Origin of the sequence: Cellulophaga sp. RHA_52 (assembly GCF_007827205.1) — a bacterium.
Taxonomy (GTDB): domain Bacteria; phylum Bacteroidota; class Bacteroidia; order Flavobacteriales; family Flavobacteriaceae; genus Cellulophaga; species Cellulophaga lytica.
In genome coordinates, this window is the sequence record NZ_VIRZ01000001.1 from 1,170,386 (window position 1) to 1,185,000 (window position 14,615).

A 14,615-nucleotide genomic window follows, 5' to 3' on the forward strand; every position below is an offset into this window, starting at 1 on the left:
ATGCCAATATTACAACCAGCTTACAATCCTCCTCTGCTTTTTAAAAGTGGGCATTTTTCAACATTATACACAGGCTTGTTTAGGTCTGTAAAAATACCAATGCAAAAAAGAGAACGTATACAATTATATGATGGTGATTTTTTAGATTTAGATTGGAGTTTTACTTCTACAAAAACGGCTAAAGTTGCTATAGTTGTACATGGTTTAGAGGGTAACGCACAAAGACCATACATTTTAGGAGCAACAAGAGAGCTTTTGCTATGTAACTATAATGTGTGTGCGGTAAATTTAAGAGGTTGTAGTGGAGAAACTAATGTGTTATTTAGATCTTACCACTCTGGCGCTACAGAAGATTTAGATGCCGTTGTGCAGCATATTTTAGGTTTAAAAACATATTCTAAAATAGTATTGCAAGGTTTTAGTTTAGGAGGTAATTTAATTTTAAAATATTTAGGAGAGAATAGACAAAGACCACCAGAAATTAAAGCTGGCATAGGTGTTTCTGTTCCCTGTAGCTTGACTAGTTCTTTAGAAGAATTGCTAAAGCCAAAAAATATGCTGTATGCTGCTAATTTTAAAAAACGTTTGCTTGAAAAGTTGCGAATAAAACATGATCAATATCCAGATAAAATTGATGCATCAGAAATAAATAGAATTAAAACTTTAAAAGATTTTGATGATGTATACACTAGTAAAGCAAATGGTTTTTTAAATGCTTTAGATTATTATACTAAGGCAAGTTGTTTGCAGTTTTTGTCAGAAATAGATGTGCCTACAATAATTTTAAATGCAAAAAATGATTCTTTTTTAGGGGAAGCTTGTTACCCTATTAAAGAAGCAGAGCAAAATAGCAATTTGTATTTAGAAATGCCGTTGTACGGAGGACATGTAGGGTTCTATGGCGACAATAATGTTACGTATGCAGAAAAAAGGGCAGTTAAATTTTTAGAAGAGCAGGTTTAAATAAGAGTATTGCTTATATTAGTGCTTTAAAACTTAAACACATGAAAAAATTACTTTTAATCTTAGTTGCAGGCGTATTTATGGCGAGTTGTGGCGACAAAAAAGAGGGTAAAAAATCCGATGGTTTTGAAATGAACAGAACCAAAAAAGAAGATAAATCAGCAGCAAAACAAGAGGGTGTTCCTGTAGATATGGACAACAAAGGTGTTGGCCCTATAAAATCTTTAGACTTAGGTGCAGAAATAGATAAAGAAATGGCAGCAACAGGGGAGTCTATTTTTAGCTCTAAATGTATGGCATGCCACGCAACAGATATGCGTTTAATTGGTCCTGCTGTAAAAGGTGTTTTGGATAGAAGAAGCCCAGAATGGGTTATGAATATGATTTTAAATCCTGATGGGATGTTAAAAGAAGATCCAATAGCTAAAGCGTTATTTAAAGAGTATAATAATGCTTTAATGACCAACCAAGGATTAACAGAAGATGAAGCAAGAGCTATAACTGAGTATTTCAGGACGTTATAAAAAAATCTTACTTAACTTTTTAAAAGCAGCGTTTGTCTTAACTTAGATAAACGCTGTTTTTTTATTGTAAAATCTAAGATAAATGCCAATATATATGTTTGATTAGAGTATTTATTTCCCTAGCTTTGGTTAAGAACATGAAGAATTTTTACCATATTAATGACTATGAAATACACAAAATTACCACATACTAATTTGGAGGTAAGTGAAATCTGCTTAGGCACAATGACTTGGGGCAGACAAAATAATATTGATGAGGCATTTGAACAAATGAATTATGCTTTAGAACAAGGAGTTAATTTTTTTGATACTGCAGAATTGTACCCTGTACCGGCAAAGGCAGAGTTGTATGCAGAGACAGAGAAAATTATTGGTAAGTGGTTTAAAGAAACTGGTAACAGAGACAAAGTAGTACTAGCTTCTAAAATTGCAGGTAAAGCAGATTTTACCAAGCATATCAGAACAACTGGTTTCCAAAAAGAAGGGTTAATTTCTGCAGTAGAAAACAGTTTAAAACGCTTACAAACAGATGTTATAGATTTGTATCAATTGCATTGGCCAGAACGGCAAACAAATTACTTTGGGCAAAGAGGTTATGAGCATAAAATAAATGACTTTTGGGAAGATAATATTCACCAAGTATTAGATACTTTAGGCGATTTAGTAAATGACGGAAAAATTAAGCATATTGGTTTGTCTAATGAAACCCCTTGGGGAACTATGCGTTTTTTAGAGGAAAGTAAAGTACACAGAAGATTGCCGCGCATGTCTACTATACAAAACCCTTATAGTTTGCTTAATAGAACTTTTGAAGTTGGTTTAGCAGAAATATCAATGAGGGAAGATGTTGCTTTAATACCGTATTCTCCATTAGGTTTTGGTGTGTTAAGTGGTAAATACCTTGGAGGTTTGCAACCGGCAAATGCAAGGGTAACTCTTTTTCCTAATTACAACAGATATAGTGGAGAAAATGCACAGAAGGCAACACAAATGTATTGTGATTTAGCCCGTGAGCACAGCTTGTCTTTACCGCAAATGGCATTGGCATACGTAAATTCTAGACCGTTTGTAAAAAGTACAATTATAGGAGCTACAAATTTAAAGCAACTAGAGGAAAATATTGGAAGCGTAAATGTAAAATTAACAGATGAGGTTTTAGAAGGTATAGAGGCTATACATAAGCAAATACCCAACCCAGCTCCTTAATATTTAATAGACAAGTAAAATAGAAAAGAGGCTGTACATATTGTGCAGCCTCTTTTTTGTTTACAGTTGTTTAATTAAACAAACTTCTTACTACATCTTCAATTTTTGAGACCAAGTGTACTTTTATAACTGTATTTTTTAAGGTGATTTTATTGTTTTTGGATACAAATATGGCTGTAAATCCAAGTTTTTCTGCCTCGGATATACGTTGATCTACGCGTTGTATGGGCCTAATTTCTCCTGCTAAACCAACTTCAGCGGCAAAACATACACCTTTAGGAATAGCAATGTCTGAGTTGCTAGACAAAATTGCTGCAATTACAGCTAGGTCAATAGCAGGGTCATCTACAGAAATACCTCCAGTTATATTTAAGAAGACATCTTTTGCACCAAGCATAAAACCAGCACGTTTTTCTAAAACGGCTAATAACATGTTAAGTCTTTTTGCATTAAAACCTGTTGTAGACCTTTGTGGTGTTCCGTACACAGCAGTACTAACAAGGGCTTGTATTTCTATCATTAAAGGGCGCATACCTTCTATAGAGGCAGAAATAGCTGTTCCGCTTAGGCCTTCGTCATTTTTAGAAATTAAAATCTCTGAAGGATTGTTTACTTCGCGTAAACCGCTACCCAACATCTCATAAATTCCTAATTCTGCTGTAGAACCAAACCTGTTTTTTAATGCACGTAAAATTCTGTATACATAATTTCGGTCCCCCTCAAATTGTAAAACAGTATCTACCATGTGTTCTAAAATTTTTGGTCCGGCTATAGTGCCATCCTTTGTAATATGACCAATTAAAATAACGGGAGTATTTGTTTCTTTTGCAAACTTTATAAGTTCTGCAGTACATTCTCTAATCTGTGATATGCTACCTGCGGCAGACTCTATGTAGTCTGAGTGGAGTGTTTGTATAGAATCTATAACTAAAATATCTGGTTCTATAGCTTCAACCTGTTTAAAAATATTTTGTGTTTTGGTTTCTGTAAGTATAAAACACGTATCATTATTTGTGGTAATACGGTCTGCCCTCATTTTTATTTGTTTCTGACTTTCTTCTCCAGATACATATAATGTTTTATAAGGTAATTTAAGTGAAATTTGTAGTAATAGTGTACTTTTTCCTATTCCGGGCTCTCCCCCCAAAAGTGTTAATGAGCCAGGAACCAAGCCGCCACCTAAAACCCTGTTAAACTCAAGGTCATAGGTGTTTAGGCGTAATTCTTTTTCTGTACTAATTTCTTTAACACGTAAAGGTTTAGTTGCAACTTTAGGGGTGTTACTAGGTGTTTTCCAACTGCTTTTTTCTTCTTTTTGTATAACTTCTTCAACAATAGTGTTCCACTCTTTACAAGCGCCACATTGTCCCGCCCATTTAGCATATTGTGTGCCACAATTTTGACAAAAAAAAGCTGTTTTTGTTTTAGCCATTACCTAATTTATTGGTTTTAGCCAAAGGTACTATAAAGTTTATAATTTTATTTTTTAAGTTTAAAAATAGTGCTTTTGTGCGCTTGTTTTTAGTAGCCAAAATCGGCTTTTAAAGCATCAATTTTTTCTAAAGCCATATCTTTGGTTAAAAAGTCTATTTCATCCATTCCAAAGGCTTTTTCAAAAGTACGTAGTGCTTTTTTTGGTTCTCCAATCTCTTCAAAGTACTCTCCTTCAAAATAAAAACCTAGCATAGTATCTGGAAATTCTTTTTTACACAAATCAGATAATTCTTTTAAAGATTCTGGGTCCTCTTTCTTTTTACTTGCAGAATAAATAGCCATAACATCATTAAGATCTACTCTTTTTGTAAAACCAAATGTTTCTTTAATAATGTTGTATTTGGTTTCTAAATATGCATAAGCAGGCTCTTCTGATGTTAAAATTTTAGTTTTATATTCTTTAGGGCTAATTGGTTTAAATATTTCAAAAATATCATCAAAAGCTTTTCCTAAACCATATGTAGCTATAGAGGTGTGGTCTGTATCGTACACATCAAAATAATATTTAAAAGTTTCCTTTTCTATAGTTTTTAAAGATGTGTTAAGTTCTGCTAGCTCTTTAGCGTTTCTATTTTTTTCTACAATTAAATGATAAAAAATTTGTTTGTCTATTGCTCCAATTCTATTGGCAACTCTAGATTCCATTTCTGGTGCTAAAGTTGGTGATATACTTATGTATGAGCTAAAAAGTGGATTTTCTTTAAATAGATAAAAGTTTTCAAAGTTAGCTGTAATGTCATAGCCTACAATCATTTTAAAAGGTGAAATGTTATAGGTGCTTTCTATATTGGGAACAACTTCCATCCCTAAAAATTCAAAAAAAGCTTTTCCTTCTTCAGTAGGTAAGCCATTATCTTCACTAAAAGAACAATCTTTAAAACGTGCTTGCTGTGCTTGTTGATGAATACCTACCACTATTGCAGGTGGCATACCATGAAATCTGCTGTAAAATTTAGCTTTGGCTACAACGTCATCAAATAAATACTCTGCGTCTAAAACAACAATTAGTGTATGTTGGTCTTCTTCATTGTATTCTTCAGGAATGTAATAACTAATGTCTCTTTTTTGTTGAAGCTTAAAAGATTCAAAAATTTCTGTTTTTACTTGTGCAAATGCGTTTAACCCTATAAATAGGGTAAAGGTTAAGGTAATTTTTTTCATTTTTGGGTTTGTTCTTTAGTCTAAAAAACTATTTGGTTCTTTTTAATAACGGCAATAGTAGAAAAGATATTGCCCCAAAAACAACAACTAATAAAGTTTGTGAAATCCACATAATCCAACCAAAAGCATCACCAGAAACACTGCTAATGCCAAATATAGCTAAAGCGCTGCTTACTACAATTGGGTAAAGCCCTATGCCACCATTAGTTGCGGTCATAGCAAAGGCTCCAAAAATAAAAGCAACTAAAAGCTGACTAACAGATAGGTCTATGGTTTCTGGTACTGTAAATTTTATAACCCAAAACATACCAATGTAAACACTCCATATAAATAGTGTGTGAAAAATAAAAGGCCATTTATTTTTCATTTTAAAAATACTGGTAACACCTTGTAGAAGGCCAGTTACAAAGTCTTTAATTTTTACTAAAAACGGATGTGTAGATTTTTTTATAAAATAAAAGAAAGCAAGAGCGCCAATGGTGGCAACACCAAGCAGTACAAGTATTTTTGTGATATTAAAACCTTTAGATTTAAAAAAGTCAATAATAATATCGGTCTGTAAAAAAAAAGTAATAACAATAATTAAAAGTAACATAATAAGGTCTATAACCCGCTCTGTTACAATAGTTCCAAAACCTTTTTCAAAAGGAACATCCTCATACGTTGTTAATGCCGTTGCGCGTAATATTTCTCCGGATCTAGGAATGCCTAAGTTGGCAAAGTATGAGGTTAGTATAATAAGTATGTTATTAATTATTTTAGGTTTGTAGCCAAGTGGCTCTAAAAGATAGTTCCATCTAATAGCTCTAGAAACGTGGCTTAAAACACCCATTAATAATGAGATGCTAACCCAAAATAAATCGGCCTCCTTTATGTAATAAATTATTTGTTTTCTGTCTTCTTCTGAAGTAGAATTGTATGAATACCATACTAAAAACAGCCCAAAAGCAATTGGTAAAACTGTTTTTAATGTTTTTTTTAAGGAGGCGGTCAAGTATGTTAGTTTAGTAAATTATTTTCTTCATTAGGGAATACTAAAGAAGGGTTAAATTTTTTAGCCTCTTCAATATCCATACGTGCATAGGTAATTAAAATAAGTATATCGCCAGCGGCAACTTTACGTGCAGCAGCTCCATTAAGTGTAATTTCTCCACTTTTTCTAGGTCCTGGTATTGCGTACGTTTCTAATCGTTCTCCATTATTGTTGTTAACAATTTGCACTTTTTCTCCTCTAATAATATTAGCGGCATCCATTAAATCTTCATCAATAGTAATGCTACCAATATAGTTTAAGTCTGCACCGGTAACTTTTACACGGTGAATTTTAGATTTTACTACTTCTATCTGCATAATACAAAGGTAATTAATTTAAAGCTATATTGTCTATAAGTCTTATGTCATTAGCATAAACGGCAATAAAGGCTCTATATTTTTTATTTTTAGATTTTCTTTTTATTGTTTGTAAATTATCTGCATTAGTAATGGTAAAATATTCTAAGTCTAGTAGTTTATTTTTATCAAATTGAGCAGTAACCCACTTACTTACTTCTAAAGCACTTTTTGTGCCAAATTTTATTTTAGCTTCTTTTAATGTCTTGTAAATAAAGGCAGCTTCATTACGTAATTCTGCAGAAAGGCGTTCATTTCTAGAGCTCATTGCTAGTCCGCTTTCTTCTCTTACTATAGGGCAACCAATTATGTTTACTGGTATTTTTTTAATGTCAACTAGTTTTTTTATAATTTGTAGTTGTTGGTAATCTTTTTCTCCAAAATAGGCATTGTCTGGTTTGCCAATATTTAATAATTTTTCAACAATTGTACCTACTCCGTCAAAATGACCGTCTCTAAACTCTCCTTCCATAACTTTTTCTAGTCCGCCAAAGTTATAGCTGTCAGATTTTATGTTACTGTTGTAGATTTCGGAAGCAGAAGGTGCAAAAACAATAATTTTGTCTGAAGCTTCTTTTAAAAGAGTAATATCTTCTTGTAAAGTTTGAGGGTATTTTTCTAAATCCTCAGCGTTATTAAATTGCGTTGGATTCACAAAAATGCTCACAATTACGTAATTATTCTCGTTTAAAGCCTTTTTAACTAAAGAAATGTGTCCGCTGTGTAAAGCACCCATTGTTGGCACCATACCCACAGTTTCTTCTTTAGATACGGTAGAAAAATGATTTTTTAACTCTTCTATTTTATGAAAAATATGCATAAATTTAATTTAAAACGACAGCAAACTTACTATAATTACCGTTAATCTCTATAATTTTTGTAATTTTGCATCCTACGCTTTTTTGATAAATAAAAATCAGCTTCTATGAATGGTAAAAAGATATTGTTTGTATCTTCAGAATTAATGCCCTATCTCCCAGAGAATCAAGTTTCCCAAATGTCTTATGAAACACCACGTATGGTGAACAGTAAAGGCGGGCAAATAAGAATATTTATGCCACGTTATGGCAATATTAATGAAAGAAGGCATCAGTTGCACGAAGTAATTCGTTTGTCTGGTATGAATTTGGTAATTAACGATATGGATATGCCGTTAATTATAAAAGTGGCTTCAATCCCTAAAGAACGTATTCAAGTTTATTTTATAGACAATGAAGAATACTTTAAAAGAAAAGCAACTTTTACAGATGAAAACGGAACTTTGTTTCCAGATAATGATGAAAGAGCTATCTTTTTTGCAAAAGGTGTTGTAGAAACAGTTAAAAAATTAAATTGGTCTCCAGATATTATTCACGTGCATGGTTGGATGGCCTCTTTGGTACCTTTGTACTTAAAAGAATTTTATGCAGATGAGCCATTGTTTGCAGAAAGTAAAATTGTAACATCTGTTTACAATAAAGGTTTTGATGAGGAATTAGACAAAGACATTGTTAAAAAAATTGGCTTTGATCAGATTGCTGAAGATAAAGTTGGGGTTTTAGCAGCGCCTAACTATAATAATTTGTTAAAAGTAGCTGTAGATTATTCAGATGCTGTTATTTTAGCCTCAGAGGAAGTGCCAGAAGAACTTACAGAGTATGTTACTGGTCTTGAAAAACCTGTGTTGTCATACGTGCCTCTTCAGGAATTTGAAGAAGCGTATACCAACTTTTACAACAATGAAGTTTTAAAATAAGTTACATGAATTTTTACAAGAAATTTGTTTATTCTGCATTTGCAGGGTTGTTTGTGGTGTCTGCATTTGTATCGTGTGAAGACGAGTTAGATACAATTGGAGGAGAAGTAATCTCTGGTGAACCTTTTACAGCTAAAAAAGCTGTGTATGATGTGTTTGCGTATAATAAAAAGGTGAAAGCTGTACAGACAAATGGCTTACCAATTTATCAGTTAGGTACTTATAATGATCCTGTTTACGGAAAAACAACTGCTTATGTAAATTCACAACTAAGACTTGCTGGAGGAGTTGGCAATCCTATTTTTGGACTTTATAGCCAGTCTGCTGAAGATGAGTCAGATACGGATGATAGTGTAACAACAATTGAGGAAAATGAAACAGTAACTGGTGTTACTTTATTCATTCCTTTTTTAACAAAGTCAGATTCATTAAGAGATACAGATGGTGATGGTGTTGATAATGAGTTTGATGATGAGCCAGAAGATCCTTCTAATGATACAGATGGTGATGGACTTACTAATGCAGAGGAAGTTGCTTTAGGTACAAACCCTCAAGATGCAGATACAGATAAAGATGGCATTAATGATGGTGATGAAGAGGATATAATTGAAGGGGCTTACGCAAGACAGTATGAGGTAGATAGTATTTACGGTAACGTAAGTGTTCCTTTTAACTTTAAGGTAGAGCGCTCTACGTACTTTCTTAGAGATGTTGATCCAACTCAGAACTTTGAGGAAAGACAGATTTATTATTCAGATTTTGAGTTTTCTCCAACCTTTATTGGTGAAACACTTTATGACGGAGAAGCAAATTTTACAGATACTGAAACGGTAATTTATTATGAAATAGATGATCCTGATACAGATGAGGATGAAAAAGGAACTGTAAAAAGAAGACTAGCTCCAGGTATAGTTGTAGATTTAGAAGATGTTATGCCATTTTTTCAAGAAAATATCTTAGATAAAGAAGGCCAAACAGAACTCTTGAGTCAAACTAACTTTCAAGAGTTTATTAGAGGTTTGTATTTTACGGCTTCTGGTGGAGATGGTGATCTTATGATGCTTTTAAATTTTACTGCGGCTAAAATATATGTAGATTATGTTTATGATAAAGTAGATACTAATGATACGGCAGATGATACTTCTGATGATACTATTGTTGAAGAAGAATCTGTTTATATATTAGATATTAATGCGGCTTCAGGAAACACTGTTAATTCGTTTGTAAATGATGAGTATCCAGTAGATATTGCTAATAAAATGGATACAGGAGAAAATGCAGATCGTATATACTTAAAAGGCGGCGCTGGTTCTTTTGCAGAACTTAAATTGTTTGATGAAGAAAATGGTAGAGATGCTATAACTGAAATTAAAAATAATAATTGGATTATCAATGAGGCAAATCTTGTGTTTTATATAGATAGAGAAACTTTAGACGCGGCAGGTGTTACAGGAGATGCTGTAGCAGAACCGCCAAGGTTATATTTGTATAATGCAGAAGATAATACATCAATTTATACGTATCCATTAAGTGGTACAGATGTAGAAAACGGACCATTAAGTCTTCAGACGTTAACTGGTTATGATGGTATTATTGAGACTTCTAGTGATGGCAAAGGAGTTAAGTATACTATTAGAATAACAGAATATATTAATAATCTTGTTGTTCGTGATGCAGAGAATATTACATTGGGGTTGTCTTTAACCTCAGATATAAGATTTAGTGCTAACGCACAGGCAATGTTAGAAGATGGAGAAGGAGAAATCCCATTACTATCTGTTGTTAGTCCTCTAGGAACTGTTCTTTATGGTAGTAATATAGACGATGAGGATAAAAAGCTTAAACTAGAAGTTTTTTATACAGAGACTAATTAAAAACTCTGTCTACTTATACCTTTTGTAGTATTTTTAGGTTATTATAACTGTTAAGTGCTTTTTATTTTTGCATTTATATTTAGATTTGCCATAAACATTAACTATAATAATTAATAACTAATACATTATGTGTGGAATTGTAGGGTATATAGGTCACAGAGAGGCTTATCCCATTATTATAAAAGGATTAGAACGTTTAGAGTATAGAGGATATGATAGTGCAGGAGTTGCATTATTTGATGGAGATAAAATAAATTTAGCTAAAACTAAAGGTAAAGTATCTGATTTAAAAAAGAAGTCAGAGGATACAATATCTACTAAAGGTTCAATCGGTATTGGTCACACTAGGTGGGCAACTCACGGTGTTCCTAATGATGTTAACTCGCATCCACATTATTCTAATTCTGGTGAGTTGGTAATTATTCACAACGGGATTATAGAAAACTACGAGTCTATAAAAACAGAATTAATCAAAAGAGGGTATACTTTTGAATCAGATACTGATACAGAGGTTTTAATCAATCTTATAGAGGAAGTTCAGAAAAAAGAAAATGTAAAGTTAGGTAAAGCAGTCCAGTTAGCCTTAAATGAGGTTGTTGGTGCTTACGCTATAGCTGTTTTTGATATTAAAAAACCAGATGAAATTGTAGTGGCTAAATTAGGTAGTCCACTAGCAATTGGTATGGGAGATAATGAATTCTTTGTGGCTTCAGATGCATCTCCTTTTATTGAGTTTACAAATAATGCTGTTTATCTAGAAGATGAGGAAATGGCTATTATTAGACTTGGTAAAGAAATTAAGTTAAGAAAAATTAAGAATGATGCTGTTGCATATCCAAATATTTTGGAATTGCAAATGAATTTAGAGGAGATAGAAAAAGGTGGTTATGATCACTTTATGTTAAAGGAGATTTATGAACAGCCAAGAGCTATTTTAGATACTTACAGAGGTAGATTGTTAGCAGATCAAAAGCTAATAAAAATGGCAGGAATAGATGAGCATTTAGATAAGTTTGTAAATGCAAATCGTATAATTATTGTTGCTTGTGGTACATCATGGCATGCAGGTTTGGTGGCGGAGTATATTTTTGAAGATTTAGCACGTATTCCTGTAGAGGTTGAATATGCGTCTGAATTTAGGTATAGAAATCCGGTTATTACAGATAAAGATGTTTTAATAGCAATTTCCCAGTCTGGTGAAACTGCAGATACCTTAGCTGCTATTAAGTTGGCTAAAGAAAACGGAGCATTTGTATTTGGTGTTTGTAATGTAGTTGGTTCTTCTATTGCAAGAGAAACTAATGCTGGTGCTTATACTCATGCAGGCCCAGAAATTGGAGTTGCTTCAACGAAAGCGTTTACTACTCAAATAACAGTTTTAAGTTTAATTGCTTTAAAATTGGCTCAAGAAAAAGGAAGCTTAACAGATGAGCAATTTACAAGTTTCTTAACTGAGTTAGAGTATATTCCAACTAAAGTAGAAGTTGCTCTACAATCTAATGATGCAATAGAGAAAATAGCAGAGGTGTATAAAGATTCTCCTAACTGTTTATATTTGGGTAGAGGTTATAATTTCCCTGTTGCTTTAGAGGGAGCTTTAAAGTTAAAAGAAATTAGTTATATCCATGCAGAGGGGTATCCGGCTGCTGAGATGAAACACGGACCTATTGCTTTAATTGATGAATCTATGCCAGTAATTGTAATTGCAACTAATAAGGGGCATTATGAAAAAGTGGTAAGTAATATTCAAGAAATTAAATCAAGAAAGGGTAAAATCATTGCAGTTGTTACTGAAGGAGATGTTCAAGTTAAGGAATTGGCAGACCATGTAATTGAGGTTCCAGAAACTTTAGAGGCTCTTACGCCGTTATTAACAACTATTCCTTTACAGTTGTTATCGTATCATATCGCATTAATGAGAGGTTGTAATGTAGATCAGCCTCGTAATTTAGCAAAGTCTGTTACAGTAGAGTAATCTAAAATTATAATTTATATAAAAGCTTAGGGTGTAAACTCTAAGCTTTTTTTGTTTTGGATACAGGCTTTGTGGTTTTTAGGAGAAATTAATTCTGATTTATGTTAATGCAAACGTAAATTCTTTAGCCTGACAATCGCCTTTGTGGTGGTAAAGTAATATTGTTTTAGACTAGTTTTTAATGATAAGCTTAGGCTTGGTAAAAAATAGGTTAAAAGTGTGTTGTTTTAAGTGCTTGAAAAATAGGGTTCTAAAGCATAAAATAAAAATACTTTAAAAAAAGAATCAAAAAAGCCTTGTGGTGTTTAAAAATGGGAGTATATTTGCAGCCGCTAACGGAGAAACAAGCAGTTGTAAAGTTAGCAAAGTTCATTGATTCAGTTGTAAAATTAGTATAATATAAAGGTTAAAAAATAAGTAACTAAAAGCTTGTTTTGTAGCAATTAAAAATACTATTTTTGCATTCCCAATTTGCTAGGGTTGTTAAAGCGAAACTAACAGTAAAATAAATTAAATTTTTATTTTGTCAGTTTAAAAAAACGTTTTACATTTGCAACCGCTTTCAGAGAGGGTAAAGCGATAAGGAATTTTGGAATGATTTGTTATTAAAAATCAACTAGTTCGAGTCTAGTATTTCTGCAAGAATTAAAAGTTCATTTGACATATTGAAGAGACAGCAAAATAATGCTACTTGTAGTATTATTGGATTAAAAAAAGAGAATGAGTTTAGTTTAGGACGATTTTAGGTTGTTAAGAATATTTACAAAACAACGATGAAGAGTTTGATCCTGGCTCAGGATGAACGCTAGCGGCAGGCTTAACACATGCAAGTCGAGGGGTAACAGAGGAGCTTGCTCTTGCTGACGACCGGCGCACGGGTGCGTAACGCGTATACAATCTGCCTTACACTAAGGGATAGCCCAGAGAAATTTGGATTAACACCTTATAGTTTATTTTTATGGCATCATTTAAATAATAAAGTTTACGGTGTAAGATGAGTATGCGTCCCATTAGTTTGTTGGTAAGGTAACGGCTTACCAAGACTACGATGGGTAGGGGCCCTGAGAGGGGGATCCCCCACACTGGTACTGAGACACGGACCAGACTCCTACGGGAGGCAGCAGTGAGGAATATTGGACAATGGAGGAGACTCTGATCCAGCCATGCCGCGTGCAGGAAGACGGTCCTATGGATTGTAAACTGCTTTTATACAGGAAGAATAAGGACTACGTGTAGTCTGGTGACGGTACTGTAAGAATAAGGACCGGCTAACTCCGTGCCAGCAGCCGCGGTAATACGGAGGGTCCGAGCGTTATCCGGAATTATTGGGTTTAAAGGGTCCGTAGGCGGGCTGTTAAGTCAGGGGTGAAAGTTTGCAGCTCAACTGTAGAATTGCCTTTGATACTGATGGTCTTGAATTATTGTGAAGTGGTTAGAATATGTAGTGTAGCGGTGAAATGCATAGATATTACATAGAATACCGATTGCGAAGGCAGATCACTAACAATTGATTGACGCTGATGGACGAAAGCGTGGGTAGCGAACAGGATTAGATACCCTGGTAGTCCACGCCGTAAACGATGGATACTAGCTGTTTGGATTTCGATCTGAGCGGCCAAGCGAAAGTGATAAGTATCCCACCTGGGGAGTACGTTCGCAAGAATGAAACTCAAAGGAATTGACGGGGGCCCGCACAAGCGGTGGAGCATGTGGTTTAATTCGATGATACGCGAGGAACCTTACCAGGGCTTAAATGTAGATTGACAGGTTTAGAGATAGACTTTCCTTCGGGCAATTTACAAGGTGCTGCATGGTTGTCGTCAGCTCGTGCCGTGAGGTGTCAGGTTAAGTCCTATAACGAGCGCAACCCCTGTTGTTAGTTACCAGCACATTATGGTGGGGACTCTAGCAAGACTGCCGGTGCAAACCGTGAGGAAGGTGGGGATGACGTCAAATCATCACGGCCCTTACGTCCTGGGCCACACACGTGCTACAATGGTAGGTACAGAGAGCAGCCACTTAGCGATAAGGAGCGAATCTATAAAACCTATCACAGTTCGGATCGGAGTCTGCAACTCGACTCCGTGAAGCTGGAATCGCTAGTAATCGGATATCAGCCATGATCCGGTGAATACGTTCCCGGGCCTTGTACACACCGCCCGTCAAGCCATGGAAGCTGGGGGTACCTGAAGTTCGTCACCGCAAGGAGCGACCTAGGGTAAAACTGGTAACTAGGGCTAAGTCGTAACAAGGTAGCCGTACCGGAAGGTGCGGCTGGAACACCTCCTTTCTAG

11 protein-coding genes and 1 rRNA gene are annotated in these 14,615 nt (G+C 34.4%); 7 read left to right on the forward strand and 5 right to left on the reverse strand.

Annotation, left to right across the window (positions count from 1 at the left end; translation table 11 throughout):
• From JM80_RS05095 to JM80_RS05105, 3 genes are all read left to right on the forward strand, one after another.
• Positions 1-963 (forward strand): YheT family hydrolase, encoded by a 963-nt coding sequence (locus JM80_RS05095; protein ID WP_144709382.1) that lies wholly within the window; start codon positions 1-3, stop codon positions 961-963.
• A gap of 41 nt (positions 964-1,004) precedes the next feature.
• Positions 1,005-1,487, forward strand: a complete 483-nt coding sequence (locus JM80_RS05100) for a cytochrome c (RefSeq protein ID WP_144709383.1) — start codon at positions 1,005-1,007, stop codon at positions 1,485-1,487.
• Between the two features lie 165 nt (positions 1,488-1,652).
• Positions 1,653-2,693 carry an aldo/keto reductase gene (locus JM80_RS05105; protein WP_038507299.1) on the forward strand — a complete coding sequence of 347 codons (1,041 nt, stop codon included), beginning with the start codon at positions 1,653-1,655 and terminating at the stop codon, positions 2,691-2,693.
• Positions 2,694-2,763: 70 nt separating this feature from the next.
• Here the strand turns inward: JM80_RS05105 and radA are convergent, their stop codons facing one another.
• The 5 genes from radA to panC all read right to left on the reverse strand — a co-directional run bounded on the left by radA (position 2,764) and on the right by panC (position 7,557).
• Complete coding sequence (gene radA / locus JM80_RS05110) at positions 2,764-4,125, reverse strand: DNA repair protein RadA (protein ID WP_013620632.1); 1,362 nt, start codon at positions 4,123-4,125, stop codon at positions 2,764-2,766.
• An 89-nt stretch (positions 4,126-4,214) separates the two neighbouring features.
• The gene (locus JM80_RS05115) at positions 4,215-5,348 is read right to left on the reverse strand and encodes an alpha/beta hydrolase (RefSeq protein ID WP_144709384.1); all 1,134 of its coding nucleotides are present in this window, start codon (positions 5,346-5,348) and stop codon (positions 4,215-4,217) included.
• A gap of 28 nt (positions 5,349-5,376) precedes the next feature.
• Positions 5,377-6,342: a lysylphosphatidylglycerol synthase transmembrane domain-containing protein gene (locus JM80_RS05120; protein ID WP_013620630.1), complete on the reverse strand. Its 966-nt coding sequence runs from the start codon at positions 6,340-6,342 to the stop codon at positions 5,377-5,379.
• 5 nt (positions 6,343-6,347) lie between these two features.
• The gene (gene panD / locus JM80_RS05125) at positions 6,348-6,698 is read right to left on the reverse strand and encodes an aspartate 1-decarboxylase (protein ID WP_013620629.1); all 351 of its coding nucleotides are present in this window, start codon (positions 6,696-6,698) and stop codon (positions 6,348-6,350) included.
• Positions 6,699-6,711: 13 nt separating this feature from the next.
• On the reverse strand, positions 6,712-7,557 hold the full coding sequence (panC, locus tag JM80_RS05130; protein ID WP_034645534.1) for a pantoate--beta-alanine ligase: 846 nt from the start codon (positions 7,555-7,557) through the stop codon (positions 6,712-6,714).
• Positions 7,558-7,662: 105 nt separating this feature from the next.
• On the opposite strand from panC, the gene JM80_RS05135 reads away from it, so the two are divergent.
• The 4 genes from JM80_RS05135 (at position 7,663) to JM80_RS05150 (ending at position 14,611) form a co-directional block, all read left to right on the forward strand.
• Positions 7,663-8,472 (forward strand): glycogen/starch synthase, encoded by an 810-nt coding sequence (locus JM80_RS05135; protein ID WP_013620627.1) that lies wholly within the window; start codon positions 7,663-7,665, stop codon positions 8,470-8,472.
• Between the two features lie 5 nt (positions 8,473-8,477).
• Positions 8,478-10,346: a DUF4270 domain-containing protein gene (locus tag JM80_RS05140; RefSeq protein ID WP_144709385.1), complete on the forward strand. Its 1,869-nt coding sequence runs from the start codon at positions 8,478-8,480 to the stop codon at positions 10,344-10,346.
• A 127-nt stretch (positions 10,347-10,473) separates the two neighbouring features.
• A complete protein-coding gene (gene glmS, locus JM80_RS05145; RefSeq protein WP_013620625.1) occupies positions 10,474-12,321 on the forward strand; it encodes a glutamine--fructose-6-phosphate transaminase (isomerizing) in 1,848 nt (615 codons plus the stop codon).
• Between the two features lie 770 nt (positions 12,322-13,091).
• A 16S ribosomal RNA gene (locus tag JM80_RS05150) occupies positions 13,092-14,611 on the forward strand.
• Positions 14,612-14,615: the final 4 nt, after the last annotated feature.

What these genes read in the sequence shown, in the direction of transcription:
- JM80_RS05095 (WP_144709382.1), top strand. Translation starts at nt 1, where the DNA reads ATGCCAATATTACAACCAGCTTACAATCCTCCTCTGCTTTTTAAAAGT.
- JM80_RS05100 (WP_144709383.1), top strand. Translation starts at nt 1,005, where the DNA reads ATGAAAAAATTACTTTTAATCTTAGTTGCAGGCGTATTTATGGCGAGT.
- JM80_RS05105 (WP_038507299.1), top strand. Translation starts at nt 1,653, where the DNA reads ATGAAATACACAAAATTACCACATACTAATTTGGAGGTAAGTGAAATC.
- radA (WP_013620632.1), bottom strand. Translation starts at nt 4,125, where the DNA reads ATGGCTAAAACAAAAACAGCTTTTTTTTGTCAAAATTGTGGCACACAA.
- JM80_RS05115 (WP_144709384.1), bottom strand. Translation starts at nt 5,348, where the DNA reads ATGAAAAAAATTACCTTAACCTTTACCCTATTTATAGGGTTAAACGCA.
- panD (WP_013620629.1), bottom strand. Translation starts at nt 6,698, where the DNA reads ATGCAGATAGAAGTAGTAAAATCTAAAATTCACCGTGTAAAAGTTACC.
- panC (WP_034645534.1), bottom strand. Translation starts at nt 7,557, where the DNA reads ATGCATATTTTTCATAAAATAGAAGAGTTAAAAAATCATTTTTCTACC.
- JM80_RS05135 (WP_013620627.1), top strand. Translation starts at nt 7,663, where the DNA reads ATGAATGGTAAAAAGATATTGTTTGTATCTTCAGAATTAATGCCCTAT.
- JM80_RS05140 (WP_144709385.1), top strand. Translation starts at nt 8,478, where the DNA reads ATGAATTTTTACAAGAAATTTGTTTATTCTGCATTTGCAGGGTTGTTT.
- glmS (WP_013620625.1), top strand. Translation starts at nt 10,474, where the DNA reads ATGTGTGGAATTGTAGGGTATATAGGTCACAGAGAGGCTTATCCCATT.